The sequence below is a fragment of the Nocardia sp. CS682 genome, from assembly GCF_004634405.1.
Classification (GTDB): Bacteria; Actinomycetota; Actinomycetes; order Mycobacteriales; family Mycobacteriaceae; genus Nocardia; species Nocardia ninae.
On sequence record NZ_CP029710.1, the window covers coordinates 8,038,018 to 8,054,533 of the forward strand.

17 protein-coding genes and 1 pseudogene are annotated in these 16,516 nt (G+C 67.6%); 10 read left to right on the top strand and 8 right to left on the bottom strand.

Translation table 11 applies throughout. The annotated features are described in order from the left end of the window. The first annotated feature begins 9 nt into the window (after nt 1-9). Nucleotides 10-1,239, top strand: coding sequence for an MFS transporter (locus tag DMB37_RS36385; protein ID WP_135236577.1), 1,230 nt, complete (start codon nt 10-12; stop codon nt 1,237-1,239). After that, a complete protein-coding gene (locus tag DMB37_RS36390) occupies nt 1,236-2,303 on the top strand; it encodes an NAD(P)/FAD-dependent oxidoreductase (protein ID WP_135236578.1) in 1,068 nt (355 codons plus the stop codon). Before DMB37_RS36385 ends, DMB37_RS36390 begins: the two co-directional genes overlap by 4 nt. Before the next feature lie 11 nt (nt 2,304-2,314). Here DMB37_RS36390 and DMB37_RS36395 read toward each other — a convergent pair. Then, nucleotides 2,315-2,548, bottom strand: a pseudogene (locus DMB37_RS36395) (universal stress protein); the annotation flags it as partial. Nucleotides 2,549-2,733: 185 nt separating this feature from the next. Between DMB37_RS36395 and DMB37_RS36400 the strand changes: the two are divergent. From DMB37_RS36400 to DMB37_RS40840, 3 genes are all read left to right on the top strand, one after another. Further along, nucleotides 2,734-3,075: a DUF5713 family protein gene (locus DMB37_RS36400; RefSeq protein ID WP_135236580.1), complete on the top strand. Its 342-nt coding sequence runs from the start codon at nt 2,734-2,736 to the stop codon at nt 3,073-3,075. Nucleotides 3,076-3,204: 129 nt separating this feature from the next. Then, nucleotides 3,205-3,927 carry a PP2C family serine/threonine-protein phosphatase gene (locus DMB37_RS36405; RefSeq protein WP_135236581.1) on the top strand — a complete coding sequence of 241 codons (723 nt, stop codon included), beginning with the start codon at nt 3,205-3,207 and terminating at the stop codon, nt 3,925-3,927. Between the two features lie 115 nt (nt 3,928-4,042). After that, entirely contained in the window at nt 4,043-4,588 is a 546-nt protein-coding gene (locus tag DMB37_RS40840) for a hypothetical protein (RefSeq protein WP_167769043.1), read from the top strand. 81 nt (nt 4,589-4,669) lie between these two features. On the opposite strand, the gene DMB37_RS36415 is transcribed toward DMB37_RS40840, so the two are convergent. Genes DMB37_RS36415 through DMB37_RS36435 form a run of 5 tightly spaced genes read right to left on the bottom strand, consistent with a single transcriptional unit; the run spans nt 4,670 to nt 9,796 of the window. Further along, nucleotides 4,670-5,557: an STM4011 family radical SAM protein gene (locus DMB37_RS36415; protein ID WP_135236582.1), complete on the bottom strand. Its 888-nt coding sequence runs from the start codon at nt 5,555-5,557 to the stop codon at nt 4,670-4,672. A gap of 2 nt (nt 5,558-5,559) precedes the next feature. Next, entirely contained in the window at nt 5,560-6,900 is a 1,341-nt protein-coding gene (locus DMB37_RS36420; protein ID WP_135236583.1) for an STM4012 family radical SAM protein, read from the bottom strand. Then, nucleotides 6,897-7,718: an STM4013/SEN3800 family hydrolase gene (locus tag DMB37_RS36425; protein ID WP_240771821.1), complete on the bottom strand. Its 822-nt coding sequence runs from the start codon at nt 7,716-7,718 to the stop codon at nt 6,897-6,899. The genes DMB37_RS36420 and DMB37_RS36425 overlap by 4 nt, the downstream gene beginning before the upstream one ends. Beyond that, entirely contained in the window at nt 7,705-8,823 is a 1,119-nt protein-coding gene (locus tag DMB37_RS36430; RefSeq protein ID WP_240771822.1) for an STM4014 family protein, read from the bottom strand. Before DMB37_RS36430 ends, DMB37_RS36425 begins: the two co-directional genes overlap by 14 nt. Further along, entirely contained in the window at nt 8,816-9,796 is a 981-nt protein-coding gene (locus DMB37_RS36435) for an STM4015 family protein (protein WP_135236584.1), read from the bottom strand. The genes DMB37_RS36430 and DMB37_RS36435 overlap by 8 nt, the downstream gene beginning before the upstream one ends. Nucleotides 9,797-9,903: 107 nt before the next feature. Between DMB37_RS36435 and DMB37_RS36440 the strand changes: the two genes are divergently transcribed. Further along, entirely contained in the window at nt 9,904-10,344 is a 441-nt protein-coding gene (locus tag DMB37_RS36440) for a hypothetical protein (RefSeq protein WP_240771823.1), read from the top strand. A gap of 46 nt (nt 10,345-10,390) precedes the next feature. Then, nucleotides 10,391-11,401, top strand: a complete 1,011-nt coding sequence (locus tag DMB37_RS36445) for a DUF6745 domain-containing protein (protein WP_135236585.1) — start codon at nt 10,391-10,393, stop codon at nt 11,399-11,401. Here the strand turns inward: DMB37_RS36445 and DMB37_RS42080 are convergent. Together DMB37_RS42080 and aztA are read right to left on the bottom strand one after the other, a co-directional pair. Continuing rightward, entirely contained in the window at nt 11,377-11,532 is a 156-nt protein-coding gene (locus tag DMB37_RS42080; RefSeq protein ID WP_370465267.1) for a hypothetical protein, read from the bottom strand. The two genes, DMB37_RS36445 and DMB37_RS42080, sit on opposite strands and share 25 nt — an antisense overlap. Beyond that, nucleotides 11,505-12,317, bottom strand: coding sequence for a zinc ABC transporter ATP-binding protein AztA (gene aztA, locus DMB37_RS36455; RefSeq protein ID WP_135236586.1), 813 nt, complete (start codon nt 12,315-12,317; stop codon nt 11,505-11,507). Before aztA ends, DMB37_RS42080 begins: the two co-directional genes overlap by 28 nt. A gap of 47 nt (nt 12,318-12,364) precedes the next feature. Here aztA and aztB point away from each other — a divergent pair, with 47 nt between their 5' ends. From aztB to aztD, 3 genes are read left to right on the top strand one after another with little or no spacing between them, the layout of a single operon-like run. Beyond that, nucleotides 12,365-14,356: a zinc ABC transporter permease AztB gene (gene aztB, locus DMB37_RS36460; RefSeq protein WP_135236587.1), complete on the top strand. Its 1,992-nt coding sequence runs from the start codon at nt 12,365-12,367 to the stop codon at nt 14,354-14,356. Continuing rightward, complete coding sequence (gene aztC / locus DMB37_RS36465) at nt 14,353-15,276, top strand: zinc ABC transporter substrate-binding protein AztC (protein ID WP_135236588.1); 924 nt, start codon at nt 14,353-14,355, stop codon at nt 15,274-15,276. The genes aztB and aztC overlap by 4 nt, the downstream gene beginning before the upstream one ends. A gap of 26 nt (nt 15,277-15,302) precedes the next feature. After that, nucleotides 15,303-16,472, top strand: a complete 1,170-nt coding sequence (gene aztD / locus DMB37_RS36470) for a zinc metallochaperone AztD (RefSeq protein WP_135236589.1) — start codon at nt 15,303-15,305, stop codon at nt 16,470-16,472. Nucleotides 16,473-16,516: the final 44 nt, after the last annotated feature.

Below are 16,516 nucleotides of genomic sequence, written 5' to 3' on the forward strand. Positions count from 1 at the left end.
AGCGCTGCGATGCAAGCAGTTTCGGCGCTACCCGCGCCCGCCGCGAGCCAGGCCGGACTGCGGCGGGTGCTGGTGGTCCTGTGCGGTACCGAGATCACCAGCTGGGGCATCCTGTTCTATGCCTTCCCGGTCCTGTTGGGTGACATCATCGCCGACACCGACTGGTCGGCCACCGTGCTGATGGCGGCGTTCTCGGCCGGGCAGCTCGTCGCCGCCCTCGTCGGGATCCCGGTCGGGCGCTGGCTCGATCGGCACGGACCACGGGGAGCGATGTCAGCAGGTTCGGTGCTGGCGGTTCCGGCGTTGGTCCTGGTGGCGCTCGCACCGACTCCGGTATGGTTCTTCCTCGGCTGGCTGCTTGTCGGGGTGGCGATGGGCGCGGTGCTCTACCCGCCGGCCTTCGCCGCCGTCACCCGCTGGCACGGGCCGGATCGGATCCGGGCACTGACCGCCCTCACCCTGGTCGGCGGGCTCGCCTCGACCGTGTTCGCGCCGTTGACCGCAGTGCTGTCGGCCTATCTCGACTGGCGCACAACATATTTGGTGCTCGCTGCCGTGCTGGCCGTGGTGACGATTCCGGGCCACTGGTTCGGCCTGACCCTGCCGTGGCCGGCGCGCCCGGCGGCCGAACCGGAGTACGCGCACCTCACCGATCCCGGCCGCACCGCACGCAGCCCCGCGTTCTGGGCGTTGGCGATAGCGTTGAGTGTCACGGGGTTTGCTTCGTTCGCGGCGGTGGTGACCCTGGTGCCGTTGCTCACCGAACGCGGTGTCGATATTGGAATCGCCGCCGTCGCACTAGGTCTCGGCGGTGCCGGACAGGTGGCCAGCCGTCTCGGCTACTCCGCGTTCGCGGCACGCACCAGCGTCCGCACCCGCACACTCTCGATCCTGCTCGCCATCGCCGCCACCACCGCACTGCTCGCGATGTTCACCTCCGCAGGGGCGCTGATCGCCGTCGCCGTTGTGGCCGGTATGGCACGCGGGGTATTCACCCTGCTGAAGGCAACCGCCATCACCGACCGCTGGGGCATCGCCCACTACGGCCGGCTCAACGGAGTCCTGACCGCCCCGGTAACCATCAGCCTGGCCCTGGCCCCGTTCGCCGCCACCGCCGTGGCCGAAGCTGTCGGCGGGTACGCCCGCACCTTCCTCATCCTCGGCGCCCTCGCCGCGGCAGCGGCCTTCCTGTCACTGGCCAGCATCCCGAAACAACCACGGAAAGAGCGCTTCTCATGATCGATGCCGTTGTCATCGGTGCGGGACAATCCGGTCTCAGCGCCGCCCGCGCCCTGCTCGACCACGGGCTGGCCCCGGTATTCCTGGAAGCCGGCCCCGAGCCCGTCGGGTCCTGGCCGTGCTACTACGACAGCCTCACACTGTTCTCGCCCGCCGCGCACAGCACCATGCTCGGGCTTGAATTCCCCAGCGGCCCAGACCATTACCCACACCGTGATGAAGTCGTCGACTACCTGCGCCGCTACGCCAGCACCCTCGACGCCGACATCCGCACCCATACCCCGGTCGCAGCGGTCGAAGTCCATACCGATACGGGATTCCTCGTCCACACCGCCGCCGGTGAGACGCTGCACACCGCCGGGATAGTGGCCGCCACCGGCTCTTTCGGCAATCCGCACCGCCCGCGGCTGCCCGGACAAGAGCAGTTCACCGGCGACCTGCTGCATGTCGCCGACTACCGCAACCCCAAACGTTATGCAGGCCAACGGGTCATCGTCGTCGGTGCCGGAAACTCCGCGGTCCAGGTCGCCTACGAACTGGCCGAGACCGCGACGGTCACCCTCGCCACCCATCGACCGATCAACTTCCTCCCGCAGCGCCGCGACGGGCACGATATCCACCACTGGCTGGTCGACACCGGCTTCGACCGGCTGCCACCGGAATGGCTGATCCGCTACGTCGGCGGCACGCTGGTCATGGACACCGGCGACTATCAGCACGCCCTCGACAGCGGACGGATGGACCGCCGCCCCATGTTCACCGGCTTCGACCAGGACGCGATCGTCTGGACCGAGGGAATCCGTGAGCACGCCGACGCGGTCATCTTCGCCACCGGATACCGTCCGCACCTGGACTACCTCGCCCCGCTCGGCGCCCTGAACGATGGCTATCCGCTGCACCGGGACGGGGTGTCCGTGACCCACCCCGGACTGGTTTATGTCGGGCTGGAATTTCAGCGCTCGTTCTCCTCCAACACCCTGCGCGGCGTGCACCGCGACGCCGAACACGTCGTGACCGCCCTGACCGCGCACGTCACTGGAGCGCCTGCACTGGTCGGGTTGTAGGCGGCTTGCCGCTACTCCGGATGTGCGACCAGGACCGGGCAGTGGGCATGCTGGACCAGGAAGTGGCTGGTGGAGCCGAGCAGCATGCCGGTGAAACCGCCGCGGCCGCGGCTGCCGACGACGATCAGCTGGGCGCTGTTCGACCATTCCGCGAGTTGCTCGGTGGGTTCGGTGCGGTAGACCTTGCGGGTGACGGTGACGTCGGGGTACTTCTCTTGCCACCCGGCGAGGCGTTCGGACGATATGCAGGGCCGTTGGCCCCACGCTGAGGGGAGCAGAGACAGCTGTCTACAGCGACCGCGAGCAGGGATCCGCCAGGAGATGCACCCCCACGAGCGCAATCCGCGCCGTGTAATAGATTGCGCCGCAAGGCCCTCCGCTACAGTGACCGCAGGCCGATGGCCGGTTCGAGCGGGAGAAAAGAGTGACGGTGACGATCACGAATCAGCAGGTGAACGAGCATGCGTTCCTGCAGATGATGTACGAGGACCCGTACTTCCCGAACCACGTCCTGGACAAAGGCACCGAGATCCTCCGGCGACTGTGCGCGCAGATCGAAGCAGAACCGCCTGCTGATCTGACGAAACTCTACGAACTCACCCATCGCGCCACCGAGGAGTTCAACGCACTGGAAGCGGAGTTCGAAGCGGCAGGCAGTGAGATCGAAACCACTGCCCGCGAGGAGATCTGCGAGGAATTCTGCTTTATCGCCGACGCTTACGGGTTCGAAGACGCGGATCCAGAAGAACTGACCGCCACTCGCGATTGGTAACAGGCTGAGCGAAGCGCGCGTCTGGGGTCGTGGCAGTGGCGACTGATGGTTGCTCCGTCTTCGCGCCGACTGTCCAGACGCCGGGTCGGTTCCGGTGCCCCGGATCGGGGCTGATGGCACAGTGGTGCGATGACCACGCTGAAACTCAGCTCCGCAAGTGGGAGCGAGATCGGAAATCGCTACCCGGCCAACTTCGATGTCATGCACCTGGACCCGGAGCCCCTGCTTGCAGTTGTCGCGGATGGCATGGGCGACAGCGAGGGTAGCGCGCTTGCCGGGCGGACCGCAGTGGGCACCTTCGTCGAGTGGGTCGATGCGGCGGACGGCAAAGTCTCCCCAGAGGTCCTGCGCGCGGCTATGGCGGCGGCTCAACAGCGAGTCGGAGACATCGGTCGGCGGGTCGGGGGGTTGGCAGGTTGCACGCTCACCGCTCTGGTCGAGTCGGAGAGCGGGTACTGGATCACGCAAATCGGCGACTCTCGGGTCTACCGGCTGAGAGAAGGACTACTGGAGTTGCTCACCACGGACCACACCATGGCCTGGCTGGGCGTAGTCCACGGCTGGTACCCCATGGACTCACCCCAAGCCGCCGCCGCGCGCTACCACCTCACCCGATACGTCGGGCACGGCGCGCATCCGGAGCCGGACGTGCTGAGCGTGGGCGTACGACCGGAGGACCGGTTTCTGTTGTGCAGCGATGGTATCGCCGATCAGGTTGACTACCACCAGATCCTGGATGTACTGAAGCAGCGGAGTTCACCCGACATGATGGTCCGGCAACTTCTCGCCGCGGCTGATGCGGCAGGGGGGAACGATAACGCCACGGCTATCGTCATCCACGTTCATAGCTAGACGACCACATGTTCAACCCAACCGCGGTCGGTCGCTGACGAGTGGGGCGGGACCGTTTAGTTGACGGTTACCGGGGCGTCACTTGGGGTGGGGGTGATCGCGGTATCGTGCGGGTGTGGCGGATGGGGGCATCGAGTTCAAGCCGGATGCGGATGATCCTAAGCGGGTGCGGATGTGGCGGGGGTTGCCCGGTGGGGTTTCGCGGGCGGAGATCAGTTTTCGGGTGGCGGGTGGGTTGCGGGGGACGCGGGTGGTGCGGCGGTCCGAGGCGGAGTTCGTGCAGCTGCGGACGGCGGTGGATGGGGCGTATGAAGGGCCGTGGAGTGAGCCGGAGCGGCTGACGGTGGCGGATGGCAAACGTTATGTCGAGCAGGTGGAGCAGCGGATAGCGTTGCGGGAAGCGGAGATTCGTCGGCGTCGTGAGGCTGTTGATTTGACGTGCGCGTGGTGTGAACGGCAGCGGACTTACATCGGGGTGCTCGGGTTTGTCACCGGGCATGCCGGTCTGTTGACCGATCATCCGAGCGAACTGGGGCAGCAGGTCGTCAAGCAGCATGCTTATCGGTGTGATCGGTGTGGGTCGGTGATGTTCTTCGCTGACGGGTTCATGGCGCATCCGTTGCCTGGTCGGCCTGCGCCGGAAGGTGAGGACCGGCCGTAGACCTATGTCGTTCAGGTGCGGTCGCTGTGTGCGATCAGGGCTGGTTCGATGTCGGGCGGGCGAGGTTGTCCGCGCGGCGGGTCAGGCAATTCCGTGCCACTGGGGGACGCCGAGGTCGGCTGCGCCGAGTCGAGCAGGGATGCGTTCGAGGACGCCACCGGCGAAAACATCGTAGAGCGGGAGCGTTTCGAGGTGGACGTAGCCGATGTGGCAGTCGCAGATGGTGAGTGGGCAGGGGCGCGGGGTCAGGGCGCTGCGGTAGGAGTTGTCGTAGAGGTTTCCCAAGGGGTCGCGGACGAAATGGCAGCGGCGGACGGTGCCGTCGCCGTCGACGGAGATGACCGACGAACCGGTGCGGCAGGCTTGTCCGGCGGAGTTGTGGGGGTGGCGGCTGAAGGGGAAGAGGGGGTCGAGGGCGGTCCAGTGCTCGGCTTGCGCGTCGGTATAGGTGTGGCCTTCAGCGGCGTTCACCCAGAGGTAGACGTGGTCGGGGAGGTCTGTTCGTAGCCGTTGTGCGTGTTCGAGATGTTCGGGGACACCGACTATTCCGACGCTGAAGCGGATACCGGCACCGGCGAGCTGGTGGGTTTTGTCGAGGAAGCGGTGGTAGGGGGTTTGGCCGGGGTGGTAGGTGCACCAGAGGGCGAGGGTGTCGGGGTCGGCGTCGGACAACCAGTTCGTGCGGCAGCTGAGGTTGGTCTGGATGGCGACTCGGTCGATATGTGGCGCGTGGGACAGCTCGACCAGTGCACGCCGGTACCAGGAGCGCACCAGGCCTTCGCCCCACGGGGTGAAAAGTAGGGAGAGCCGGTCTCCGGTCTGCTGGTGCGCCCAGGTGGTGAATCGTTCGAGGCAGGCCCGGTCGGCGTGCAGCTGTGCGGTGCTGTCTCTTCGTTTGGCGAAGGGGCAGTACGGGCAGTCGTAGTCGCAGGACGCGAGTGGGCCGCGGTAGAGGATGGTCAGGTCCACGGCTATCTCAGTTCGTAGGCGGCCATGGCCGCTTGCACGGTGGGCGAGAAGAATTCGGGGCCGATCGCGTCGGAGTAGGCGAGGCCGTCGGGGGTGAGGCGCAGGCGGTCGGGTTCGGTGTCGGACAGCCAGCCACGGTCACCGAGCGTCTGCAATTCGGTGGGGAAGTCCTGCCACGGGTCGTTGCCGAACTGAAGTCGATAGTCCGCGGTCGAGAAGCCGTCGGCTTGTAGCAGCGACTGGAGTAGGAACCTGCGCTTCGCTTCGTCCTGATCGATCGCTCGTCCGTGGACCGCGCGGCTGAAATCAGTTGTGGCGGTGTAGGTGTCGATGATGGTGCGGACCTCCCGCATGGAGACCGCGTAGTCGAACGAGTAGTGCAGTGCGCGGGTGTAGGAGCGGGCGCCGCAACCGAGGCCGATCATGCCGTCGGTCTGGCAGGCGTAATCGTCGGGTCCCTGTGGCGGGGCGTCGGTTCGGCGGAACATGCGCATGGAGACCTGCGTATAGCCGTGCGCGAGCAGATGATCACGCCCCTCGGTGTAGCGCCGTAATCGCTGTTCGTCCCAGTCGCGTTCCGCGACAGCGGGATCGGCATGACGGGCAAGTCCGGTCAGCGGGCGCACGTAGAGCGGATAAAGGTAGATCTCTTCGGGTCGCCAGGCGAGTGCGGCATCGAGAGATAGGCGCCAACTCGCCTCGGTCTGACCGTCGATGCCGTAGATCAGATCGATATTGAGGACCGGGACGACGGTGTCGCGGATGCGTCCGAGGGCCGCCTCGACCTCGGCGCGGCGTTGGGGTCGTACGGCGGCGCGGGCCTCTTCGTCGATGAAGCTCTGCACGCCGATGCTCAGCCGGGTTGTTCCTCGCTCGGCGAGTACGGCCAGGCGATCGGCGGTGGCGGTACTGGGCGAGGTCTCGACCGACAGTGGAATGGACCGCAGGTCGGCGCCCATGAGCACCTCGGCGATATCGCACAGTCGCGACAACTCGGCGGCCTCGAGATAGGTCGGAGTGCCGCCGCCGAACGCGGCATTCGCGAAACGCACCGGTTCTCGGTCGCCGAGTGCCGCCCGCACGGCTTGCGCTTGCCGGGCGAGGGCGTCGAGGTATCGGCCGGTGAGCCCGTCCGGCGCGCCGACCCGGGTGAACAGATTGCAGAAGCCGCAGCGCACTTCACAGAACGGGATGTGCAGATACAGCGAAAGCGCTTGTCTGGGTTGGTCTGCCCACAGCTCGGCGAGTGCGGGACTCGGTGTCAGCGGCCGGTACGCCGTCTTGTGCGGATACGCGTACACGTAGTTCTGGTAGGGCCGCGGTAGCGCGATGGTGTCGATCATGCGGAAGGCTCCAGGAAGAAATGGCTGTAGGGGACGGTCCATACCGATTCGTGGCCGAGCCGGTGTCCGGTGTAGCCGTCGTCGCCGTAGGCGGTGCCGTGGTCGGAGCAGACGATGGCGAAGCAGCGCCGCCGGGAGCGCATGGCGTCGAACAAGCGGCCCACGTGTCCGTCGATGTATTGCAGAGCGGCAGCGTGTGTTTCGCGGTTGTCCCCGGTTTCGCGGGTGGCTCCGGGCAGGTGGAACCAGTTGGGTTGATGAAGCGCGGAAGCGTTGAGGAACAAGAAGAGTCGTTGCTCGGCGGGGAGGTCGGCGACCACTTTCTCGGCGCGGGCTACCTGAGATTCGAACGAACTGGGCGATGCTACCGAAAACTCCGGCTCCCAATGGCTTTCGGCGAACAATCCAGGCAGCACGTTGCCGAGGGCGCCTTGTTTGTTGAAGAACCCGACGCCGCCGATGCATACCGTGTGATAACCGCGGTCCGCGAGCGCGGTCACGAGGTCGGGGGAGTCGAAGACGAAGGTGCCGTCGGCGGTCGTCTCGCTACCGGCGAAGCGCGCGGCGAAGAGGCGGGGGTGTGGGCCCGGTGCTGCGGGCGTGGGTAAGAATCCGGCGAATATCGCCTGATGGGAGGCGTAGGTGAAATTGCCTGGTGCGTGTCGCTGCTCCCACGTGCCGCCGGGCAGATGGGCGGACAGGTTCGGCAGTTTGCCAGCGGCCGCGAGCTCGACCGCGACGTCGTAGCGGAGGGTGTCGAGGGTGAGTAGCAGCAGATCGTCGCGGCCGACGACCTCGTTCATGTCAGGCCGATGCATACCTCTCCTTCGATGAATCCCGCTGTCGCGCAATGAAATATGGCGCTTCGACCAGTTGTGCGGTGTAGGTGTCCATTCCTGCGGCGGGGCCTTCGGGTAGTCCGGTGAGTCGGGGAAGGAGATCGCCGAACGCGTTGACCTCGCCGACCGTGAACCGCCGCCAGCCGATCGAGGGCAGCAAATCGACACCGACGCAGAGCGTTCCGGGGAAGCAGGCGGCGGCCTGTTCGCAGATCGTCAGCGCTTCATCCCAGTGCTGACCCGCCGCCGCGCGAACGGCGGCGAGGTCGCCGCGGGTGCCGCCCAGGTGCAGATTGGTCATCGGCGCCCGGCTCGTGCGCACCACGGCATGGGTGGCGCGGCCCGCGACGACGAGCACCCGTAGGTCGGCGGTCCGGCCGGCCAGCGCAGCCTTCGGCACCCACTGTTCGATGTGCAGCCCATCGGGCGCGAGCCGGTCGACGATCGCGGCGATCTCGGATTCGTCGGTGTAGCAACGGATCTTGAGCGAGTTGTGGAGCCGGCCGCCGGGCGCGACCTCCACCGACGTGGTTGCCCGCAGCCGGCCTGTGCTGGTGGATTCGATCGCCAGCACACCCGATGCGGAGGATCCGTGCGCGAGCTTCACGAAGACGCGGTGCAGGCCGGCGTCGCGCATGCGGTCTCGCACGTCGGACCAGCCTCGCAGCGGCGCTGTGGCACCGGAGGTGGGCGAGCGTGGCACCGGTACGGCCGCGGCGTCGAGGCGGGCATGGCACAGTCGCTTGTCGAACAGCAGCGCCAGTTCCGCCGGATCGTCCAGCCGGATCCCGCCGCGCAGCGAGCCGACCGCGTCGCGGAACCGCGCGTACCACTGTGCCGAACCTTCTACGCGGGTTGGATCTTTCACACCGCGCAGTAGCTCGTCCACCCCGGGGTTCTCCCCGGGCGAATCGAGCCGGACGATCTCGTCGTCGGCGAAGTCGTGCCCGCCGTCGCGCAGCACGTCACGCCACTCGACGACCCGTGGCTCGGCGGCACCGGCCGCCCGCGCGGTGTCGAGGAACAGTCCGACCCGGCGATTCTCGCTGTTGCCGACGACTACCCAGCGTCGCGACTCACTCACCGACCGCGACGAAGCGCCAGACCGTGCCCGCGTCCTCATCTTCGTCGGAGTAGGCGTCGTCGGGATCCAGGTTCAGCTTCACCCCGGCAGGAGCGAGTGCTTCGGTCAACCGTGTGCGCATCGCCGCGGACAGGTAATTGTGGTGCAGGTCGAGGAATTTCAGATGGGTGAGCGGTTGTCCGGTGAGCAGGGCGGCGGCGCCGTCGTCGGTGAGCACGCCCATCGAAACGTCGAGGACGTCGAGGCGGGCGACCACCGGCGCCGACGCGAGCGCGGCGCAGATCTCGTCCTGGATCTCGCTGTTGCGCAACGCGAGGTGCGTCAGGCTCGGTAGCCGGGTGCCGGCCAGGATCGGGGCGAGATCGGCGATGCCTGCGTCGCCGCCGTACTCCGAGGTGCCGAGCCACAGATCGAGGTGGGTGAGCGCGGGCAGGTCGCTCGCGGCGATCCCGCGCACCACCTCGGCGGGCATACCGCCGGTTTCGACGGTCAGCTTCCGCAGACGTTCGTGGCGGATCGCCGGGAACGCCAGTTGCTGGCCGCCGCGTATTCCGAGTTCGGTCAACTCCGGGAAGGCCTCGAGCAGCACCGTCGGTTGCCCCTGGTGGATCCAGGAGATCTCGCACTCCTCACCGACGATGTCGCCGAGGAACAATGCGCGCAGTGCGGGGAACCGATCCTTGGCGTCGAGCAAGGCCTCGAAGACCTCGTCCGGCTTGGTTTCGTACGCCTCGGTCCAGCAACCTACGATGAGCGCCCGCACCTCGGTGGTGTCCACGGTGTCGAGAAACTCGGCGAAGGCCGCGGCCCAGGATTCTTCCGGTTCGTAGGAGGGGACACCGATGCGCCAGGCGACCGAGTCGGTGACCGGCAGCACGACGCCTGCGGACTTTTGCGGGCTTTCCGGATCGGCGGTCGGGAAGTCGTACGCGGGCAAGCCGCCGAACTCTTGCAAGTGGTCCCCGACGCTCATGCCTGCACCTCGCTCGCGCTCGGCTCCGGCATGCGCGTTGCGCACTGCGACACGATTCGCTCGCTCATACGTCCCCGCCCCTTCTGTCCTGTTTCGATAGTGATGAGGTGAGTTCTACCAAGCCCTACCGACATCCGGGGCAGCGGGCGGGGTTTGTCGGTGCCCGCCGCTACCGTCCTTGGCACGGCATCGATCTCGGGCCGGCGGTGGGAGGAGAAATCATGTATCGGCAAGGCGACGTCTTGATCGTTCCGTTGGCGGAGAGCGCGGTGCCGGAAACGGCCGTGCACGCGGTCTCGGAACCCCGCGACGGCCGAGGGCGATTGGTGCTGGCGCTCGGCGAAGTCACCGGCCACGCGCACGCAATCGCCGGTCCCGGCAGGTTGATTCGCGAGGCGAGTGTGTTCGGGCCGATGCTGCTGCACCTGCCCGAGGGCGGTCGCGTCGTGCACGAAGAGCATGCGGCCATCACGCTGCCGAAGGGGTGGTATCGGGTGGTGCGCCAGCGGGAGTACGTGCCGGGCTCGGTGCGAATCGTCGCCGACTGAACATCGCAGCGTCGGAAAACCTTACGAGCACAGGAAGAGTGAAGACGTGACGGAACGTGATGTGTGGCGGGCGATTTCGGCGAGGACCGGTGCCGGCGATCGGGCGGCGGCGGAGGCCGGGGTGCGTGCGGCCTACCGGCAGGCGGGCCTGGCCGAGCCCGAGCGAATCGAATGGTTCGGTTCGCCTTTGGCGGCGGTGCGGTTGCTGTCGGCGGGAGAGTTGGGGGAGCGCGGTGCCAGCGTGCGTGAAGCGGTCCGTAGCGCGCCGTGGGCAGCCGAACGTGCCCGTGTACATGCGGAATTGGGGTCGAAGGCGTTCAACGAACACTGGCAGGCCACCGGTGCGGGCCTGTGGGAGCTGACGCAGACCGTTGTCGATCGTGTGCGTGAAGGTGTCATCGACGCCGCGGCGAGCACGGCCGAGCAGCGCACCCAGGTCCGTCTTTTGCTGCTGGATGCCGTACTCGGCCACCATGATTCCGCATGGTTGTGCGCGTTCGACACCGACGCAGGCGCGCCTCTCGGCGGATTGGCCGCGGTGGCAAGGGAAGCAGGCTGGTGGTGGCCGTACGAGAAGGTCGCCCTGATCAGCGAACGCCCGACGGCCTTGCACCGCGACGAAGCCGGTCGCCTCGACCGCGGCGACGGCCCCGCGCTGGCCTATCCCGACGGCTTCGAGCTACACGCATGGCGCGGCATGTCCGTCAGCGCCGACTTCCTCGACAGTTTGCGGGCACTGACTCCGGAGCAGATTCGCGCGGAGGAGAATGCCGAACTGCGCCGGATCATGCTCGAGTACTACGGCTACGACCGCTATCTCGACGAATCGGGCGCGCAACCGATCCACCGCGACGAAACCGGGGTGCTCTGGCGGATCGAGCTCGTCGGCGACGAGGACGTGGTGATGGTCGAAGTCGTCAACTCCACCCCCGAGCCGGACGGCACCCACCGCACCTACTGGCTGCGCGTCCCGCCGACGACCCGCACCGCCCGCGAAGGAGTGGCATGGACCTTCGGGCTCGGCGCCGAAATCTACGAGCCCGTCCAGCAAACCTGAGTACTAGTCACTGTGCCGGGGGCGCTCCGGAAAATCCGCACCGACTCCGAGGGATCTGCACCCAACGGGGGCGCCGCGAGGCGGGTGAGCAGCCCGGCCAGAATCAAAGCGCCGCAGACGATCTCGAACACGCCGTCGAGTGGGCCGAAGAACCCTGGGGCCGGGATGCCGGCTTTGTCGAATCGGTCGGTGCCGAGGGTGTCGGGGCCCTTTCGTCCGCGGTGGGCGGCACGGCGCGGTATCGGATGAGGACGTCATCGGGTGCACCCTCGGAGATGAGGATGCCGTCGCGCAGGTAGAGGCAGTGGTCGGCGCGGGCCGCCTCCTCGGCGTCGTGGGTGGCCTGTACGACGGTCACCCCGCCGTCGCTGATTTCTCGAATGGCGCGCGAAATCTCCTGTTGGGAACCGGAATCCAGCCCGGCGGCCGGCTCGTCGAGCAGCAGTACCTCGGCCTCCTGCGCCAGCGCCTGGGCCAGCAGGGCACGCTGACGCTGACCGCCGGAGAGGGTATCGAGCCGGCGGCCCGCCAGGTCGGTGATGCCGAGACGCTCCAGGCAGGTATCGACGAGGGCGCGGTCGGCCCGGGTCAGCCGCCGCCATGGGCCGCGGTGCGCCCAGCGGCCCATCGCCACCGTCTCGCGCACCGTGATCGGCAATGTCGCGGGCACCACGGTGTGCTGTACCACGAAGGCAGGCCTGCGCTCGGTGATCCGCTCGACCGTCCCCGCCGCGGGGGCGAGCACGTCGGCGAGCACCGCGAGCAGCGTCGATTTCCCGGACCCGTTCGGGCCGATGATCGCGGTGACCTTGTCGGCTGGAATCACGCCACTCACCTGGTGCAGCACCGTACGACCTGCGTAACCCGCGGACAGGCCGTCCAGGCGCAGCGCACTCGGGGTCTCCGTGTGGATCATTTCACCTCACTTGTAATGACAATCGTTTTCATTCTACTGTAGGGCGCATGGAGTGGTTGTTCGCCCCGTTCGAGGTGGCTTTCGTGCAACGGGCGCTGTGGGGCGGCCTGCTCGTGTCCTGCATCTGTGCCCTCGCGGGCACCTGGGTCGTGGTGCGCGGCATGGCTTTTCTCGGGGACGCGATGGCGCACGGCATGCTGCCCGGCGTCGCGGTGGCATCGCTGCTCGGTGGCAATCTGTTGATCGGCGCCGCGATCAGTTGTGCGGCAATGGCGGTGGGTGTGTCCGCGATCGGCCGCAACAAGCGGTTGTCGGCCGATACCGGCATCGGTTTGCTGTTCGTCGGCATGCTCGCGGCGGGTGTCATCATCGTGTCGCGCTCGCAGTCGTTCGCGGTCGACCTGACCGGGTTCCTGTTCGGCGACGTGCTGGCGGTGCGCGACCGGGACCTGCTGTATCTCGTTGTGGCGCTGGGTATTGCGGCGCTCATCACGGCGCTCGGGCATCGCGCGTTCGTGGCACTGACCTTCGATGCGCGCAAGGCGCACACGCTGGGCCTGCGTCCGCAACTCGCGCACGTGGCGCTGGTGGGACTGGTGACGCTGGCGATCGTCGCGTCCTTCCATATCGTCGGCACGCTGCTGGTGTTCGGGCTGCTCATCGCACCGCCCGCGGCCGCGACGTACTGGGCCGACCGGATTCCGATGGTGATGGTGCTCGCCGCGGTGCTGGGCGGTGTGGCCACGACGACGGGGCTGCTGATCTCCTGGCACGCGGGGACGGCGGGCGGCGCGACGATCGCCGCCGTCGCGGTCGCCCTGTTCTTCCTGTCCGCGCTGGCGGCTGCGGTGCGGGACCGGCTGCGTGGCAAAGGTATTCGCACAGCGGCGGTAGCGGCGAGTGCGCTTGCCGTGGTCCCGCTGGCCGGTTGTGGAACAACCCCCGAGCCCGCCCCGCCGGTCGAGACGCCGCACGGCTATGTGGCCGGCGCGGAGGAGGCCGCCGAGCCGCAATCACGGCTGATCCTCGCCGACCGTGGCGCAGGCGCGATCAAGGTCCTGGATCTGACCACCGAGAAGTCCGTGGACGCGGGCCGGGCCGAGGGCGTGCGCCGCATCGTCGGCGACGGCCGCTACGGCTATGTGAGCGTGGGTAATTCGACGCGCATAGTGGACAGCGGCGGCTGGATGGTCGATCACGGCGATCACGTGCACTACTACCGTGCCCCGGTCCGCGAAGTCGGCACCCTGAGCGGGCAGGTGGTGGCTGCGCACAGTGATCCGGTGCTGGCGGCGCTGGTGCTCGAAGACGGCGCCACGGTGCTGCTGGACCGCCCCGCGCTCGATCAGGGCTCGATCGTCGAGCGCGGCCGGATCACCGCGGGAGCCGCGCTGCCGTATGCCGCGCACCTGCTGGTCGCGACGGGCGACAAGGTCGAGGTGCGTACCCGCGACAACGCCGTGGTGACCACGATCGCCGAACCGTGCCCGGACCCGCGCGGCCGTGCGGTGACCCGCCGAGGCGTCGTATTCGGTTGTGCCGATGGTGCTTTGGTGGTGACCGGCGTGGAAGGCAGCTTCACCGGACAGAAGGTCCGCTACCCGGCCGAGGTCGCCGCCGCCGACCGCGCCGTGGAGTTCACCCATCGGCCCGGCAGTGCGACGCTCACCGCCCGCGCCGGGGAGCAGGGATTCTGGACGCTCGACGTGCGGAAGAAGAATTGGACGCTGGCACCGGTCGGCCCGGTCGTCGCGGTGAACACCGCGGGCGAGGGTGCCACGCTGCTCGCCCTCACCCGCGACGGTGTACTGCACAGCTTCGACCCCGGAACCGCAAGTGAGACAGCGCAGGTCGCGCTGCTCGAACCGATCGCGGACGGCGCCGCCGCACCGGCGATCCTGGTCGACTCCCAGCGTGCGTACGTCAACGACGCACCCCGCGGGAAGGTCTACGAGATCGCCTACAACGACAACCTGCGTCTGGCACGCACCTTCACCGCCGAGCTCGCGCCGGCCTACATGACGGAGACCGGCGAATGAAAACCATGCTGCGCGTAGTCGCCGCGCTGGCAGTCCTGGCTCCGTTGCTCGCCGCGTGCACCGGAAGCGGCGGTGATCGCACTGGCATCGTGGTCACCACCAACATCCTCGGTGATCTCACCCGCGTCATCACCGGCGACACCGCCGAGGTGACGGTGCTGATGGCCCCCGATGCCGACCCGCACTCGTTCGCGGCCTCGGCTCAGCAGGCCGCGAAGCTCGACCGTGCCGCGCTCGTCGTGCACAATGGCTTGGGCTTGGAGGAAGGCGTGGCGCGCCATGTGGCGGCCGCCGAGAGCGCGGGGGTGCCGACGCTGGCGGTCGGTGAGCACGTCGACCCGATCAGCTACAGCTCCGACGAATCCGCGGGCCGCCCCGATCCGCACTTCTGGACCGATCCGAAACGGGTACGTGCGGCGGTGGCGGCGATCGCTGCCTCGATCATCGAGCACGTCGACGGGGTCGATGCCACGGCGATCCGTGCCAATACCGATCGCTACCTGACCGAGCTCGACCAGCTCGACCACTGGGTCACCGAGCAGTTCGGGAGCATTCCCGCAGAACGCCGCAAACTGGTGACCAACCACCACGTCTTCGGTTATCTCGCACAGCGTTTCGGCTTCCAGGTGGTCGGGGCGGTGATTCCCAGCGGCACGACGCTCGCCTCGCCGAGCTCGTCGGATCTGAGCTCGCTGTCCGACGCCATCCGGACCGCCGGGGTCGGCGCGATCTTCGTCGACTCCTCCCAGCCGGACAAGCTCGCTCGCGTGCTGGCCGACCAAGCCGGGGTGCGGGTGCAGGTCATCGGGCTGCACACCGAGTCGCTGACCGCACCGGGCGGCGGCGCGGCCACCTTCCTGGAGATGACGCGCGCGAATACCGCGGCGATCGTGCGCGGTCTCACCGCACCTCCCACCTGATACCCCACGAGAACACGGAGTAGTAAATGCACATGCGGTCACGAGCCACCAAGACAGTGGCTCTATCCGGAATCGTCGCTTCGGTTGTTGCCGTAAGCAGTTGCGGTACAAATGATTCCACTGATTCGGCGGCACCGGAGCACGGTGTCGAGCCGATCGCGCTCACCTATGACGGTGGCATCTACGTCTTGGACCCGACCACGTTGGCCAAGACCGGAGAGGTGCAACTGGAAGGCTTCAATCGGCTCAACCCGGCCGGCGACGACCGGCATCTGATGGTGACGGTCAAGGACGGCTTCAAGGTCTTCGACGCGGCCGCCACGGAATTCACCGGCACCGAATTCCCTGCCGCCAAGCCCGGGCACGTGGTGCGCCACGCGGGCCGCACGGTGCTGTTCGCCGATGGCACCGGCGAGGTCACCGCCTTCGATTCCGCCGCGCTCGCCTCGGGGAAGAAGCCCGAGACGGAGGTCTACCGCACGCCGAGCCCGCACCACGGTGTCGCGGTGCAGTTGGCGAACGGCAATCTGCTGGTCACGCTCGGCACCGACGAGAAGCGGGTCGGGGCCGTGGTGCTGGACGCGCAGCGCAAGGAGATCGCCCGCAACGAGGACTGCCCCGGCGTGCACGGTGAAGCCGCCGCCAAGGACGAGGCGATCGTCATCGGTTGCCAGACAGGCGTTCTCGTCTACCGCAACGGAGCCATCACGAAGGTCACCAGCCCGACTCCCTACGGCCGCATCGGGAATGCGGCGGGCAGCGACGTCTCGCCGATCGTGCTCGGTGACTACAAGCAGGACAAAGACGCCGAACTCGAACGCCCCCAGCAGATTTCGCTCATCGACACGGTCAGTGGCTCGTTGCGTCTGGTCGACATCGGCACCAGCTACACCTTCCGTTCGCTGGCCCGCGGCCCGCAAGGCGAGGCGCTGGTCCTCGGCACCGACGGCCGCCTGCACGTGATCGACCCGGTGGCGGGCACCATCACCCGCTCCATCCCGGTGCTCGCGCCGTGGCAGGAACCGCTGAAGTGGCAGGATCCCCGCCCGGCCCTGTTCAGCCGCGACGGAATGGCCTACGTGTCCGATCCGGCGACCAAGCAGGTGCACCGGATCGACTTGAGCACCGGCGCGGTGGCCGCGAGCGCGACACTGGCCGCCACGCCGAATGAACTGAGTGGCGTGGTCGGACACTGATCGGACGCGGCTAGCTTGTTCATGCGGTCACCCGGCTCGAACTT

Coding starts and splice junctions, on each gene's coding strand:
- DMB37_RS36385 (WP_135236577.1), top strand. CDS start 10: ATGCAAGCAGTTTCGGCGCTACCCGCGCCCGCCGCGAGCCAGGCCGGA.
- DMB37_RS36390 (WP_135236578.1), top strand. CDS start 1,236: ATGATCGATGCCGTTGTCATCGGTGCGGGACAATCCGGTCTCAGCGCC.
- DMB37_RS36405 (WP_135236581.1), top strand. CDS start 3,205: ATGACCACGCTGAAACTCAGCTCCGCAAGTGGGAGCGAGATCGGAAAT.
- DMB37_RS36420 (WP_135236583.1), bottom strand. CDS start 6,900: ATGATCGACACCATCGCGCTACCGCGGCCCTACCAGAACTACGTGTAC.
- DMB37_RS36425 (WP_240771821.1), bottom strand. CDS start 7,718: ATGCATCGGCCTGACATGAACGAGGTCGTCGGCCGCGACGATCTGCTG.
- DMB37_RS36435 (WP_135236584.1), bottom strand. CDS start 9,796: ATGAGCGTCGGGGACCACTTGCAAGAGTTCGGCGGCTTGCCCGCGTAC.
- aztA (WP_135236586.1), bottom strand. CDS start 12,317: ATGATCCACACGGAGACCCCGAGTGCGCTGCGCCTGGACGGCCTGTCC.
- aztB (WP_135236587.1), top strand. CDS start 12,365: ATGGAGTGGTTGTTCGCCCCGTTCGAGGTGGCTTTCGTGCAACGGGCG.
- aztC (WP_135236588.1), top strand. CDS start 14,353: ATGAAAACCATGCTGCGCGTAGTCGCCGCGCTGGCAGTCCTGGCTCCG.
- aztD (WP_135236589.1), top strand. CDS start 15,303: ATGCACATGCGGTCACGAGCCACCAAGACAGTGGCTCTATCCGGAATC.